The sequence below is a fragment of the Caulobacter vibrioides genome, from assembly GCF_002310375.3.
GTDB classification, from domain to species: domain Bacteria; phylum Pseudomonadota; class Alphaproteobacteria; order Caulobacterales; family Caulobacteraceae; genus Caulobacter; species Caulobacter vibrioides_D.
Genome location: NZ_CP023315.3, coordinates 1,102,464 through 1,117,385, shown reverse-complemented (window position 1 = coordinate 1,117,385; position 14,922 = coordinate 1,102,464). Strand labels below are relative to the sequence as shown.

Annotated in this window: 8 protein-coding genes and 1 pseudogene; 4 read left to right on the top strand and 5 right to left on the bottom strand. The window is 66.7% G+C overall.

The features are described 5' to 3' along the window. The first annotated feature begins 182 nt into the window (after positions 1-182). Genes CA606_RS05155 through CA606_RS05145 form a run of 3 tightly spaced genes read left to right on the top strand, consistent with a single transcriptional unit; the run spans position 183 to position 3,853 of the window. On the top strand, positions 183-1,556 hold the full coding sequence (locus CA606_RS05155) for a DUF4139 domain-containing protein (RefSeq protein ID WP_096052097.1): 1,374 nt from the start codon (positions 183-185) through the stop codon (positions 1,554-1,556). Further along, positions 1,550-3,277 carry a DUF4139 domain-containing protein gene (locus CA606_RS05150; protein WP_423752941.1) on the top strand — a complete coding sequence of 576 codons (1,728 nt, stop codon included), beginning with the start codon at positions 1,550-1,552 and terminating at the stop codon, positions 3,275-3,277. Before CA606_RS05155 ends, CA606_RS05150 begins: the two co-directional genes overlap by 7 nt. A gap of 48 nt (positions 3,278-3,325) precedes the next feature. Further along, complete coding sequence (locus CA606_RS05145; protein WP_096052099.1) at positions 3,326-3,853, top strand: TIGR00645 family protein; 528 nt, start codon at positions 3,326-3,328, stop codon at positions 3,851-3,853. 35 nt (positions 3,854-3,888) lie between these two features. On the opposite strand, the gene CA606_RS05140 is transcribed toward CA606_RS05145, so the two are convergent. Continuing rightward, positions 3,889-4,587 (bottom strand): DUF1134 domain-containing protein, encoded by a 699-nt coding sequence (locus CA606_RS05140; protein WP_096052100.1) that lies wholly within the window; start codon positions 4,585-4,587, stop codon positions 3,889-3,891. 161 nt (positions 4,588-4,748) lie between these two features. Here CA606_RS05140 and lepA point away from each other — a divergent pair, with 161 nt between their 5' ends. Beyond that, on the top strand, positions 4,749-6,557 hold the full coding sequence (gene lepA / locus CA606_RS05135; protein WP_096053864.1) for a translation elongation factor 4: 1,809 nt from the start codon (positions 4,749-4,751) through the stop codon (positions 6,555-6,557). A 191-nt stretch (positions 6,558-6,748) separates the two neighbouring features. Here lepA and CA606_RS05130 read toward each other — a convergent pair whose 3' ends face one another. From CA606_RS05130 to CA606_RS05115, 4 genes and pseudogenes are all read right to left on the bottom strand, one after another. Beyond that, positions 6,749-11,191: a M10 family metallopeptidase C-terminal domain-containing protein gene (locus tag CA606_RS05130; RefSeq protein WP_181242792.1), complete on the bottom strand. Its 4,443-nt coding sequence runs from the start codon at positions 11,189-11,191 to the stop codon at positions 6,749-6,751. Between the two features lie 238 nt (positions 11,192-11,429). After that, positions 11,430-11,564 (bottom strand): annotated as a pseudogene (locus tag CA606_RS05125) (hypothetical protein); the annotation flags it as partial. Positions 11,565-11,742: 178 nt separating this feature from the next. Further along, positions 11,743-13,971: a hypothetical protein gene (locus CA606_RS05120; protein ID WP_181242791.1), complete on the bottom strand. Its 2,229-nt coding sequence runs from the start codon at positions 13,969-13,971 to the stop codon at positions 11,743-11,745. A 155-nt stretch (positions 13,972-14,126) separates the two neighbouring features. Next, positions 14,127-14,906 carry a protein NO VEIN domain-containing protein gene (locus tag CA606_RS05115; RefSeq protein ID WP_096052103.1) on the bottom strand — a complete coding sequence of 260 codons (780 nt, stop codon included), beginning with the start codon at positions 14,904-14,906 and terminating at the stop codon, positions 14,127-14,129. Positions 14,907-14,922: the final 16 nt, after the last annotated feature.

Genomic DNA, 14,922 nt, shown 5'->3' with positions numbered 1-14,922 from the left:
GACTTCTCCGGCGAACGCCGGGGCCCAGATCGCAAGGCGCAGGCGCGCCAGGCCCTTCTTAGGCTGAGGCTGGCTCTGGGTCCGGGCGTTCGCCGGGAAGTTCGGATTGGCAAGCGCTCAACCGCCTCGACTCCGCCTCAATCCCGTGTAGCTTACTTCTGTAAATACACGGGAGGACGTCGATGAACCGCCGCATGCTGCTGGCCTCGGCCGCGCTGCTACTCGCCCCGCTCACTGCCCACGCGCAGGGCCGCGACGTCTCGGTCACCATCTACAATTCCAACCTGGCCCTGGTGGAGGACGCCCGCCCGCTGGACCTGAAGGCCGGACGTCAGAAGCTGGAGTTCAAGGACGTCTCCGCCGCGATCCGCCCCGAGACGGTCAGTCTCTCGGCGCCCGGCGTGACCATCCTGGAGCAGAACTTCGACTACGACCTGCTGACGCCCGACAAGCTGATGGAGAAGGCGGTCGGCCAGCAGGTGAAGATCGTCCGCACCAATCCCGGCGATGGCAAGGAGACCACCGAGGTCGCCACCGTGCTGGCCGCTAACCAGGGCGTGGTGCTGAAGATCGGCGACCGGATCGAGGTGCTGCGCGACGACGGCGTCCCCACCCGCGTGATCTTCGACAAGGTGCCCGAGACCCTGCGCGCCCGTCCGACCCTGTCGGTCAGTGTCGAGGCCGCCACCGCCGGGGCGCGGCAGGCCAAGCTTAGCTACCTGACCTCAGGCCTCTCCTGGAAGGCCGACTATGTGGCCCTGTTCGACGAGGCCAAGAGCACGATGGACCTGCAGGGCTGGATCACCCTGTCGAACAATTCCGGCACGCCGTTCGAGAACGCCCGGACCCAGCTGGTGGCGGGCGACGTCAACCAGCTGAACGACGGTGGCGTGTTCCGGCCGCGCCGGTCGCCCGGCATGATCAGCGCCGGAACCGAAAGCGGCGTCGGCGAGCGGGTGGCCGACTACTATGTCTATCCCCTGCCCGAGCGCACCACGATCGCCTCCAACCAGAACAAGCAGGTCGGCTTCCTGTCGGCCCAGGGCGTCACCGCCAAGAAGGTCTATGAGGTTCGCGAAGGCTGGTTCACCAGCCAGGCCGAACCCACCAAGGCCGTCGTCGCCATCCAGTTCAGCAACGCCAAGCTGGCGGGTCTGGGCGCCCAGCTGCCGATGGGGACGATGCGGGTCTATATGCGCGACGCGGCCGGCGATCCGAAGTTCGTCGGCGAGAACGCCATCGGCCACACGCCGGCGGGCTCGGAGCTGTCGATCAAGACCGGCGAGGCCTTCGACGTCTCCAGCCAGGCGACCCTGGTGGCGGAGTCCCGCGTCTCCAAGCGCCTGACGCGCTACGAGATGAAGTACCTGCTGCGCAACGCCAAGGACCAACCCGTGACGATCGAGCTGCGCCAAGGCGGCCTTGGGCGTGACAGCACCGTCAAGGCCGAAAGCCTGAAGGGCCGCCGCATCGACGCCGGGACCCTGGGCTGGAGCGTGCCGGTGCCCGCCAATGGTGAAACCGTGCTGACCTTCACGGTCGAGACGGGGTGGTGATGAAGTCCTCCTCACCCGCATGGCGGGGGAGGTGGCGCGATGCGAATACGCATCGTGACGGAGGGGGCGTAATCGCCGCCGACGAGCGCCCCCTCCACCGCTTCGCGGTCCCCCTCCCCCGTTTCACGGGGGAGGAGAAGGCTGCCGCCGCCGCCCTCGCCCTGGCCCTCGCCGTCGCGCTTCCGGCCCACGCCGAGACCCTCGCGTCGCGCGCGCCCGAGACGGTGGCGATCACCCTCTATCGCGACGGCGACGGACCGTTCCAGGCCATGTCGCCCTGGGTCCGCCAGCAGGCGCGCGAGAAGGGCCTCGTGCTGGTCACCGAGACCCGCACGGTGGATTTGCCCGCCGGCCGCCACACGCTGCGGTTCGACGGCGTCGCCGAGGGCCTGATCCCGCAAAGCGCCGCCGTCGAGGGCCTGCCCGGCAAGGCCGTCGAGCGAAACTATGACTACGCCCTCTTGAGCCCCGGAACCCTGGTCGAGCGCTCCCTGGGCCAGCCGATCAAGGTGGTGCGCACCAACCGCAAGACGGGCCGCCAGCAGACCGTCGACGCGACGCTGATCCAGGGCCCCTATGGCCTGATGGTTCGTACGGCCGAAGGGGTGGAAGCCCTGGGCTGCTCGGGCGGCGCCGAGCGTCTGGTGCTGGGCGCCGTCCCCGAGGGCCTGACCGACAAGCCCAGCCTCTCGACCATCGTCGAGGTCCCGGCGCCCACGCGGGCGAAACTGACGGTCTCGTACCTGGCGCTGGGCGTGAACTGGCAGGCCGACTATGTGGCGCGCATCCACCCCGACGGCCAGCGCCTGGACCTGACCGGCTGGCTGACCCTGGTCAACAGCGGCGGCAGCCAGTTCGCCAACGCCAAGACCCAGACGGTCGCCGGAAAGCTGTCGCGCACACCCGTCCACGTGGACAGGGGCAAGGCCCGATCCATTCACCGCGCCTGTTGGCCGATGGACACCACACACTTCGGCCAGGCGCCGCCACCGCCGGCGTCGCCGCAGCCGCCTCTGCCCATCCCCCCGGTGATGTCGGCCGCGCCCATGGCTCGCTTCGGAGCCGAAGAGATCATGGTCACCGGCGCGCGCGCCAAGCTGGCCGAGCAGTCGAACCTGGGCGACTACAAGCTCTACACCCTGCCCGAGCTGGTCACCCTGAACGCCCGGCAGACCAAGCAGGTGGCCTTCCTCGACCAGAAGGACGTCGCCTTCCAGCGGCTCTACGCCGTCGAGATGGACAGCTATGACGGCTATGACGCGGCGGATGCGCCATTGATCACGCCCAATGTCGTGCTGCGGCTGGAGAACAAGACCGCCAACGGTCTGGGCAAGCCCCTGCCCTCGGGCGCCTTGTCGGCGATCGAGACCGCCGCCGGCCGCCCGACCTTCGCCGGCGAGCAGGCGGTGCGCGACGTGGCGGTGGGAGAGCCGCTGGACCTCGTCATCGGCCGCGCCATGGACGTTCACGCCCGGCCGCGCCTGGTCGAGGAACGGACGCTGTCGAAAGGCCGCGTGCGCCGCACCTACGAGCTCGACCTGGCCAACGCCAAGACGGTCCCGATCACGGTGGAGATCCGTCACGACCCCAGCGCGCCGCAGTTCAAGGTCGTGGCCGAACCCCAGAAGCACGACATCCGCCAGGGTCAGGTCGCCTGGCGGGTCACGCTCCCGGCCGGCGAACGCCGGAGCTTCCGTTATGCGGTGGCTTTCGCCCGCTAGATACCGTCATGCTGGACCTCTAGACGCTGGGGCGTATCGGAGGGCCGCATGAAGAAACCCGTGTTGGAAACCTGGCTGGAACGCGGTCTGTTCGCGTCCCGCTGGCTGATGGCGCCGTTCTATGTCGGCCTCGTCGTGGCCCTGGCGGCGCTGATGGTCGTGTTCTTCCAGGAGCTGTTCCAGGAGTTGCCACGCGTTCCGTCGATGACGCCGGAAAGCGCCATCCTGATGGCCCTCACCCTGATCGACCTGTCGCTGGCGGCCAATCTGATGGTGATCGTCATCCTGTCCGGCTACGAGAACTTCGTCTCCAAGATCGACACCGCCAGCCATGAGGATCGCCCCGACTGGATGGGCACGGTCGACTTCTCGGGCCTGAAGATGAAGCTGATCGCCTCGATCGTGGCGATCTCGGCCATCGCCCTGCTGAAGGCGTTCCTCAAGCTCACCGAGCCCGGGCAGACCGTGGACCAGGTGCGCCTGTTCTGGCTGGTGATGGTCCACCTGTCGTTCGTGGTCTCAGGCGTGCTGCTGGCTGTGATGGACTGGCTAAACGCCAAGGTGTCCAAACACTGAGGCCTTGAGGCTCTCCCGTGCAGGAGAGCCTCCCCTTAGAACGGCAGCCGGCGACGCTCGCGGCTGTAGCCGAGATAGCCGACATTGGCCCCCAGACGCAGGCCGACGCCCGCGCGGATCGGCGCCAGGATGATCTCGTCCGCCTTCTGGTAGTTCACGCCCAGGCCGCCGACGAGATAGGCGCTGCCCTCCACGCCGGGGAAGCGGCGGAAGATGGCGTCCGGATACTGCAGGTCATAGCACAGGGTGAAGACGCGGCTGGCGTTGCCGCCCCAGTCCCAGCCGATGGTCGGGCCCTGCCAGAAGACCTCCAGGGTCGGGCGGCCCTTCATGTACAGCAGGCCTCGACCATAGCGCAGGCCCGCGATGAAGGCGCCCGAGCCCTCCTCGCCGGCGATGTAGGCGGTGGGCTGGCCCTTGTCCTTGAACACCTTCTCGATCGCCGCGCCCGCGCTTTCGGCCGTGACGCCCAGGAAGTCGGACGTGGCGCGGATCATCTCGTCCGCCGAGTAGGTCTGCGCCCGCCCCGTGCCGTAGGTGGGGGTGGGGCCGCTGGAGGCCGGGGCCGGCGGCGCATAGGTTTCCTGCGGCGCGGGCGGCGGGGCGTTGGGATCGGTGATCGGCTGCGCCGGCGGCAGTTGCTCGGAGGTGATGCGCTGGCGGGCCAGGGCCTCCGACGCGACTGCGGACAGGCCCAAGGCGGCGCTCGAGAGGATCAGCTTGCGACGGTCCATGTCAGGCCTCCGGATCAAATTGTTTGCAACACTGTTGCAAGCCATTGCGTCCGGTTTGGGGCTCCAAACTTAACGCGCGGTTAAGCATAACCGCCGCTCACGCCCTCACCGCGACCGCAACGCCCCTCGCGAAGCGGCGCAAATGTGATATGCGCACGCGCATGACTTCGACGCCCCTCGACAAGATCCGCAACTTCTCCATCGTTGCGCACATTGACCACGGCAAATCCACGCTCTCGGATCGGCTGATCCAGACCACCGGCGGCCTCACCGCGCGCGAGATGAGCGCCCAGGTCCTGGACAACATGGACATCGAGAAGGAGCGCGGCATCACCATCAAGGCGCAGACCGTGCGCCTGACCTACAAGGCCAATGACGGCGAGACCTACATCCTCAACCTGATGGACACCCCCGGGCACGTCGACTTCGCCTACGAGGTCAGCCGGTCCCTGGCCGCCTGCGAAGGCTCGATCCTGGTCGTCGACGCCAGCCAGGGCGTGGAAGCCCAGACCCTGGCCAATGTCTACCAGGCCATCGACAACAACCACGAGATCGTCCCGGTCCTGAACAAGGTCGACCTCCCCGCCGCCGACGTCGACCGCGTCAAGGCGCAGATCGAGGACGTCATCGGCCTGGACGCCTCCGACGCCGTCGAGTGCTCGGCCAAGACCGGTATCGGCATCCCCGACGTGCTGGAAGCCATCGTCACCCGCCTGCCCCCGCCCAAGGGCGACCCGAACGCGCCCCTGAAGGCCCTGCTGGTCGACGCCTGGTACGACGCCTATCTGGGCGTCGTGGTGCTGGTGCGCATCTTCGACGGCTCGCTGAAGGCCGGCCAGCAGGTCCGCATGATGCAAACGGGCGCCACCCACCGCATCGACAAGGTCGGCGTCTTCACGCCCAAGGCCACCGACGTCGAATACCTCGGCCCCGGCGAGGTCGGCTTCTTCACCGCCAGCATCAAGGAAGTGGCCGACGCCGCCGTCGGCGACACCATCACCGACGAGAAGAAGCCCACCGCCGAAGCCCTCAAGGGCTTCAAGGAAGTGGTCCCCGTGGTGTTCTGCGGCCTCTTCCCGGTCGACGCCGCCGACTTCGAGGACCTGCGCGCCGCCGTCGGCAAGCTGCGCCTCAACGACGCCAGCTTCACCTACGAGATGGAAAGCAGCGCCGCCCTCGGCTTTGGCTTCCGCTGCGGGTTCCTAGGCCTGCTGCACCTGGAGATCATCCAGGAGCGCCTGTCCCGCGAGTTCGACCTTGATCTGATCGCGACCGCCCCGTCGGTCGTCTACAAGATCCACATGCGCAACGGCGAGGAGATCGAGCTGCACAATCCGGCCGACCTGCCGGACGTCATGCAGATCGAGAACATCGCCGAGCCGTGGATCAAGGCCACGATCTTCACCCCCGACGAGTTCCTGGGCGGCGTGATCAAGCTGTGCCAGGACCGTCGCGGCCAGCAGCGCGAGCTCTCCTACGTCGGCAGCCGCGCCATGGTCGTCTACGACCTGCCGCTGAACGAGGTGGTGTTCGACTTCTACGACCGCCTCAAGTCGATCTCGAAGGGCTATGCCAGCTTCGACTACCAGCTGGAGGACTACCGCGTCGGCGACCTCGTGAAGATGTCGATCCTGGTCAACGCCGAGCCCGTCGACGCGCTCTCGATGCTTGTCCACCGCGACCGCGCCGAGAGCCGCGGCCGGGGCATGTGCGAGAAGATGAAGGAGCTCATCCCCCAGCACATGTTCGTCATCCCGATCCAGGCCGCCATCGGCGGCCGCATCATCGCCCGCGAAACCGTCCGCGCCCTGCGCAAGGACGTGACCGCCAAGTGCTACGGCGGCGACGCCAGCCGCAAGCGCAAGCTGCTGGACAAGCAAAAGGCCGGCAAGAAGCGCATGCGCCAGTTCGGCAAGGTCGAGATCCCGCAGGAAGCCTTCATCGCCGCCCTGAAGATGGATGAGGATTGATCGGGGGCAACTGAAGCTCGGAGATTACAAACCCCCGCCGGGACACCGGCGGGGGTTTTGTTTCGAGCTTGATGCGCCTGGCGTGCTCTCGGATCGGTGTGGAGCGGTGATCGGATCGAAAAACGCTCTAAACTTTTGAAAAATAGCCTTTTTTATCCGATCTGACCGTCTCAATCACATCGGAAAGGGCTCTAGCCGAGATCCCACGCAGGCGCTGACGCTGGGTTGGCCTGGCCAACGACGGTGGCGATGACATAGTCCTCAAGCGCCTCGTAGTACTTGCCAACGCGGTAGGCGGTTCCGACGCTTAGCACATAGCCGGCCATAGCGGCCTTGGCGCCCAGATCATCACCGCCCACCGCGAGGAAGTAGGCTTCCTGCCCCTGGATATAGCGCAGCCCCGCGGCGACATCGAAACCCGCGGCTTGAGCCTCGAAGACCCCGATGATCTCGCCATAGGCCTTGGCCACCGCCTCGGAGAAGCTCAGGCTGCCGTACTTGGCCTCGAACCCCGCATGCCCTTCGCCGAACTTGCCCAGGTTGACCGCAAAGTTGATATAGCGGTTCTCGACGGTGAACTTGGCGTAGTACTGATCAGTCAGATCGTTGGGATTGCTGATCGAGTCGATCAACCAGGACATGCCCGCTCGGGTCGGGGTCACCCCTGCGAAGAACTTGTAGGCGTCGTGAGCGACGCCCGTGGTCGGGGCTACAGCCAGAGTCAGGCGCTCCTCGAACAAGGCTTGACTGATGAGGCCGCTCTTGAAGGCGGAGAGGGCGGCGTTCACATCGGCCTGAACGCGGGCCGCCATGTTCTGGACAACGGCGCCGTCGGGCAAGGTGGTGGTCACGCTGCCGGTCTTGAGCGATCCGGGGGTGATGCTCAGGCTTCCCAAGACCAGATTGACGAACGTGCTCGCCGGCTGGGCGGTCAGGTCAACAACGCTGAGCGGCTGTTGGGGAGTGGGGGTCGGCGCGGGGGTCAGGGCGCTGGCGGCGATGGTGACGGTCCGGCTGGCGGTCGTGCTGACATTGCCCACGGCGTCGGTAGCGGTGACCGCAATGGTCTTGGCCCCTGTCCCTAGGCCGTCGATATCGCCCTGGGTCAGGGCATAGGTCCAGGTTGTCCCGCTGACGCTGGCTGTCTTGGCGATCCCGCCTATAGCCAGGGCTACCGTGGCGCCGGCCTCGACCGCGCCCGTCAGAGTCAGGCCAGCGACCTCGCCCGCACTGATCGTGTCGTCGCCAGCCACGACGGCGATCGTCGGGGTGACAATGGTGTTGTCAATCGTGACGCTCTGACCACTGGCGAAGCCCGCTGCGATCGCGTTGCTGGCCACGTCGGCGATCCCGGTGCCCGCCCCCTTCAAGTCCAGGCGCAGGGTCCCGTCGCCGCTCACCGAGCCGAGGCTCACGGTATAGGTCGCCCCCGAACCCGTGACTCCGGTGATCGTCCCCTCGGCGGTTTCTGTGGCGGTCACGACGAAGTCATTGACGTCGACGCCGGTCACCGCCTCGCTGAAGGTGACGGTGAACGACTGGCTCGTCGCCTTGCTGACCGCAGCGCCGACACGAGCGATCGATTGAACGGTAGGCGCGCCCCCGTCGACCTTGACATTGGACAGGCCCGAGACACTGAGACCGGTCAGGGTGGCGGCGTTTCCCGCAGCGTCGCTGAGCGTCCCGTCGTTCAGGGTGATTCCAGCGCCTAGCGTCACCCCGTTCGTATCGGCGTCGCCTGCTTGCACGGCGTAGCGGAAGACAAGCGCGCTTGTGCCCGAACCGCTCAAATAGGTCGCACCCGCCGTTGCGCCACTGTCCAGGGTCAAGGCCAGCTTGGGCGAGCCCGAGACCGTCACCGCCTCGCTGAAGTTGACCGTGAAGTCCAGATGGTCGCCGACCTTGTAGGTCGCCGCCGACGGGCCAGACGCAGAACCGATGGTCGGTGAGGCGGTATCAATCCGCACACCGACGGATGAACCAACACTGTTCAGCACCAGGTTGGCGTCGTTGCCCGCTGCGTCCTTGAGGATCCCGCCGTTCAGCCCCAGTGTTCCAACAGCAATGCCGTCGGTGTCTGTTTCACCCGCCTGGACGGTGTAACGGAAGATCAGAGCCGTCGTACCAGACCCGCTGACATAGTCGGCATGACGCGTGGCCGCGCCCACCGTCAGGGCCAGCTGCGGCGTCCCGGTGACCGTGACGACCTCACTGAAATTGACAGTAAAGTCCAAGCTTGCCCCGGCCTTGTAGGCGCCGTTCGGGGGGACGGAGACCGAGTTGACAGTCGGCGATGTCGCGTCGACCAGGACGCCAGCGGTGGAGCCGACGCTGTTCAAGGTCCGGACGGCGTCGTTACCGGCCGCGTCCCTCAGCGTTCCGCCATTCAAACCCAGAAGTCCGACCGCAATTCCGTCGCTGTCCAGGTCACCGCTCTGCGCGGTGTAGCGGAAGACGAGCGACGAACTGCCCGATCCATTGACATAATCGGCCTGGCGCGCGGTCGAGCCGATCGTCAGGGCGACCTGCGGCGTTCCGGTGACGGTGACGGCCTCACTGAAATTGACGGTGAATTCCAGTACGTCGCCTGTCTTGTAGGTGCGTGCGGTCGGGACAGCAGCAGAGGCTACAGTCGGCGCGACGGCGTCGACGCGCACGTTGGTTGTCGAACCAACGTTGTTCAGCATAAGAACAGCGTCGTTGCCCGCCGCGTCCTTTAGCGTGCCGCCGTTGAGGGCTATCGAGGAGCCTAGGGCCACCCCGTCGGCATCCGCGTTTCCGGCCTGAACGGTGTAGCGGAAGACCAGGGCGTTGGTCCCAGAACCGCTGAGATAGGTCGCGTCCAGCGTCCCGCCAGTGTCCAGGGTCAAAGCCAGCTTGGGCGCGCCGGTGACGGTGATCGACTCGTCAAAGACGACGGTGAAGTCCAGCGTGGCGCCGGCCTTGTAGATGCCCGATGACGGCGCGGCGACCGAAGCGACTGACGGCGCTGTCGCATCGACCAGCACCGCCGTGGTGGACGCGACATTGTTCAGGGTCAGGTCGGCGTTGTTGCCGGTCGTATCCTTCAGCGTACCGCCGTTCAGCCGCAAGGTTCCGACCGCAACGCCGTTCGTATCCAGGTCGCCGCTCTGGATCGTGTAGCTGAACACAAGGCTGGAGCCGCCTGAGCCGCTGACATAGTCGGCCTGGCGCGTGGTGGAGCCGATCGTCAGGGCCAGCTGCGGCGTCCCGGTGACGGTCACCGCCTCGTGGAAACTGACGGTGAAGGACAGGGTCTGGCCAGCGCGATAGGCGCCGTTGGCGGGGACGACGACCCCCGTCACCCGAGGGCCGGCGCTGTCGGCGACATAGCTGATCGTTTGTCCGCTTAGCGACAGGTTGTCGAAACCTGCGCCGTTGGCGAAGACAATGGTCAGGTCCGCGCCGGGCGTGGCGTCCAACCCGACACGGAGCACGGCGTTGGAGCCGTCTGAACCAAAGGCGACCTGACCGCTGTTCAGGCTGGCCCCGTCGCCCAACAGGATGGCTCCGCCGGCCGCCGCGTCGCGCAGCTTGATCGTGTCGCCAGCGGCGAAGTCGGTAATCTGCTTGCGGCCAGCACCGCCATCGGAAAAGTCGAAGGTGTCGTCGCCCGTCCCGCCGGTCAGGGTGTCATCGCCCGCCCCCGGCTTCAGCACGTCGTTCCCAGCGGCTCCACGCAGAACGTTGTTGGCCGAATTGCCGATCAGCGTGTCGTTCCCAGAGCCGCCATAGGCGTTCTCAATCAGCTGGGCGCCGCCGCCGAGCGGCGCCGCGATGTTGCCCGGTGGCCTCTTGGTCGCATCGGCGGTGTCGAGCACCGCGTACTGCCCGCCGAGATCCGTCCAGCCACCCGGCCGCAGATCGACCGACAGATTGGTCGTATAGCCGCCGAAGTTGAAGGTGTCGGTCCCGCCGCCGTCGGCCGCGGTCTGGAAGATGACGGAGGCCCCGGCGCTGAAGGTATAGGTCGTATCGCCCAGGTTGCCGGTAAAGGCGTTGCTGTTTGGCCCATAGAGGTACTGAATCGCCGCGATATCGTTCAGCATGGGCGAGGTCGGATAACTGCCCTCGGCGATCAGGCGAACGTCGTGCCCGTAGTAGCCGAAGTCACTCATCACCGTCTCGGAGACTAGGACGCTATTTGATGTCGGGGAGCCGCCAATGTTGGCGCTCAGTCCCAAGGCTTCGCCAATGGCTCGAAGCGCCCAGAAATGGCTCGCACTGCCGCTCTGTCCAAGATCCGCACCTGTAAGAGCGCTGCGTAGTTGAATGTCACCGCCCTGCAGCGAGCCATCCGGATACCGAACAACCCCGGCCGCCGGTCCCGACGTGCGGTACCAATAGATCGCGATATCGGCGGCCTGGGGGTCAGCGACCTGGGTGAAGGTCACCCCAGAGACCGCCGCCCAGTCCTCAAGAATGCGCTTGAACGCTGTCTGCTCTGACGATGTGAGCGCTCCGAACAAGGCGCTATCGCCCAAGGCGTAGCCTAGTGCGCTCTCACTCGTCGCGAAGGCGAACGTCAGGTCTCCACTGGCCCAGCGCTGACCCGAGAGCAGCTGGTCAATAAGGTTGGTCCCGCTGGGACTAACGGTCGCCGTCGACGTCATCGGCGTACTCCACGCGTGGCGCCGATGCGCCGTTACTAGGCCCCCGCGCGAACTGCGCGCGAGCGACACTCTACTTTTTGGCGATCTTTTTCCGCCCCGCCTACAATCTGTCAAGCTGAACGTGCGGCGCGCTCGGCGGCGTCGAGATACAAGTCTCGGAGATTAAGGCGATGCGCGCTAGCGGTTTGAGATGCGCTCGCACCCCCCCGCTCCCTCACGCAAACGGCGGCTTGAGCCGCTAGAACCGCGCCTCGCCCGGCAGGTTATAGACGCGGCGGATGCGGAAGGCGTGGGGCGAGACCTCGCCGGCCAGGGTGGTCTTGACCACGATCAGGCGCGGGATCTCGTCGAGGCCAAAGCTGATCACGTCGCAGCGGTGGAGGCCAAGTCGGCGGAGGACGGGCAAGCGCTCGAACAGATCATCAGCGATGTAACAACGCGCTTCGAGCGGTGCGCCCTATCGCGCGCGGACAAGGCTCCGCGAAGACGTCTGCGCGGCGTTGCGACGGGGGTAACTTACACCCCCGCCCCATCCCTCTCGCCCCTGCGCTTTAACCGTAATGCACGTCGTAGCTGCCCGCGCCGGTTCCGACGGTGAGGCCGGTGACGCCGACGAGCTTGATCAGGCCATCGCCCAGATTGACGCCGACGACGCTGTCCTGGGCGTAGACATAGGTGTCGCCGTTGAAGGTGAAGACCGCCGCGGTGTTGGCGCTGACCTGGGCCGAGACGGCGATCAGGGCGTCCTGCAACGAGGCCTTCCCATCGGCCTGGACCTGCACATTGGCCGTGACGGCGCGGACCATGCCGTCGAGCACCAAGTGGTCGAAGCCCTTCTGGAACCCGACGATCTCGGGCGGCGCGCCCAAGGCCGTCCCGTCCTTGATGAAGAGGTTGGACAGGGAGGTGAGTTCGGTCCGTCCCGCCAGCAGGCTGCTGGCCAGGCTGACGGTGTCCGCCCCGGCTCCCAGATAGACCTTCGACACCGCCGGGGTGAAGTTGAGAGAGCCGCTGGGGGCCGTGAAGACCAGCTTCAGGTCGTTGGTTCCATCGCTAAGGCGCAGGGTCTGGGCCGTGGCGCTGACGCCGATGGCGTAGGTCAGGCTGAGGTCACCGGCCTGGCTGGCGTCCACGTTCGAGAAGGTGTTGTAGATCTGGGCGGTCAGCTTTCCCGCGCCGACGATGGTCAGGTTGGGCAGGGCGTCGCGGAAGGTGGGCGCGGCCAGGCTGGTGGACCACCCGTAGATCAGGCCGGCGGTGCTGTCGGAGTCGACGTGCAGAACCAGGGTCCCGTTCTGATTGGACGCCCCGCCGCCGGCATAGATCCCAAGACCGATCGAGCCGCCGTCGACGCTGAAGCCGCCGCCCATCGTCGGGCTGGCGACGGTCGTGGGCGCGCCCTTGAAGGCCTGTAGGTGGATGTCGACCTTGGCCTGGCCGTTGGCCACGGCGGTCGTGGTGACGACCGCGGCGTTGGGCGTGTCCTTCAGGACGACGACCTCGTTGTTGTTCAGGTTGAAATTGACCGAGCCCTTGTCGGCCGCGTTGTCGACCACGCTGTAGAGCACCGATGCGCCGCTCACCGACGCCGTGCGCGAGGAATGGTAGTACACCGTCTGGAAGCCGCTGATCGCGCCGTCGTAGAAGGTGGCGTCCACCGCGCCCGTGCGGTCGACATGCAGGACGTTGTTCGTCCCCGCCGCCGTCAGGCTGGTGCCGACGGCCATGCTGCCCTTCAGGGTGACGACGTTGTTGTTAGCGCCGAGGGCGACCGTTCCGTACTGGGCGGGTACGCCCAGCGTCGCCGTCGTCGACAACAGATGTCCCAGCGTGAGGGCGTCGCCGCCGTCGCTGGTCGTGATCTTGCCGAACGTGCCCAGCGTGACCTTGACGGTGTCGCGGCCCGCGCCGGCGTCGATGGTGACGCCGCCGGCGATGTCGCCGGTCACGGTGAGGGTGTCGTTGTTGGCCGTCGACTTCAGAGCCGCGTCCGAGGCGGTCGGCGACACCGACTTGTCTCCGGCGACGGTCAGGGCCTCGCCGGCCACGCCCGCCGGCGCCGCCGGACCGTAGGCGGTCAGCAGGCCGCTGCGGAACAAAGCCACGCCGTCGGGGCCGAGGTCCGCCAGGAAGGCGTCATTGGCCGCCGCGTAGGGGCCCAGCCCCTCCTTGGTCGCCACCGACAGCAACCAGCCCACGATGGCGGCCTTGGTGCCCAGCCCCTCGAGCCCGTCATTACTGAAAGCCGCGAAATAGGCTTGCCGGCTGAAGGTCCCGCCCTGTCCGTTCGAGACCTGGTCGCCCAGAAGAGCGTCGACCTTGGCGTCGCTGGGGACGGTCGCGAAGATCTCGGTATAGGCCTTGATCAGCGCCTGCCGGGTGGTCATGTCGCCATAGTTGGCGGTGAACCACGTCGCGCCCTCGCCGACCTTGCCCAGGTTCATCGCGAAGTTGATGAAGCGGTTCTCGACGTTGAAGGTCGCGTAGTAGCTGGAGTTGAGATTGTTCGGGTTGGGGCCTGTCGGCGAGATCAGGTAGTCAAACCCGACGCTCGACGGCGTTCCACCGGTGAAAAAGCTGTAGGACAAGCTGGCCACCGAGGTGCTTTCGATCGCCAGTTTCGCGATCAGCGATTGGGCGCTTGCCGCGCTCAGCGCACCGGAATCGACTTGAGCCGACAGGGTGTTCAGCAGGGTCTGATGCTGCGTCGGGATCCGGGCGAAGTCCGCCCGCATGATGTTGCTGTAGTACGTCTTCAGCGTGTGAAGGGTCGAGGCCATGATACGCGTGCTCCCAATCCGTCGCCTTGCGACGACCATCGCGCCCCCGCGATGACAAGCACGGTATAGAGTTTACTAAACACCCTCAAGAGGCTTTTGCGCGCCATGCGCCTCTAGGGCGAGCTTGACCATGGATGAGCCCCCCCGCCCCCCCCTCACCCAAACGGCGGCTTCAGGCGGTAGAACCGCGCCTCGCCCAAGAGGTCGTAGACGCGGCGGAGGCGGAAGGCGTGGGGCTGGGCCTTGGAGAGGTCGTATTCGGCCTGGGAGAGGCCGAAGGGCGAGACCTCGCCGGCCAGGGTGGCCTTGACCACGATCAGGCGCGGGATCTCGTCGAGGCCAAAGCTAATGACGTCGCAGCCCTCGGGGTCGCCGCCGCGCGCGGGACGGATACGTCCGGCCAGGTCCGGACGGCCGCGATCCGACAGGCGGCGGGCCTCGTGGGCGACGACGCTGGCGATCCCCAGGCCCTTGAGGAAGCGGTCGTCGGCCTCGCGGCCGCCCATGTCGAACCGCTGGATGGCCTGGATCAGGCGCTCGGTCATCGGCATCGGCTTGGGCGGGGCGGCCTCGATCAGGGCGACGGCGCTGGGGGCGGTGAACAGGGCGGCGGGGCGCACGGCGGCGGCCAGCAGGGCGGGCTTGGCGGCCAGCTGGTCCTCGACCGCGTCGAGCAGGGCGTTGTCATAGGCCCAGCGAGGCGGCTGGTCCTTGAGGATCGGCACGCCGATCAACGACAGCACCGCCGAGATCTCGCCCTGCTTCCAGCTGATCGGGCCGTCGGCCTTGCCGGTGACAAAGCGGACGGTGCGGTCGTGGGCGGCGCGGTCGACGGGCTTGCCGGCGAGCGTCTTCTCCAACTGGGCGATGTAGTCGCCCACCACCACCGCGAGGTCCGCCCCCGTCCAATCGCGTCCAGTTGATTCCGCCGTCATAGGACAATGATGCGTG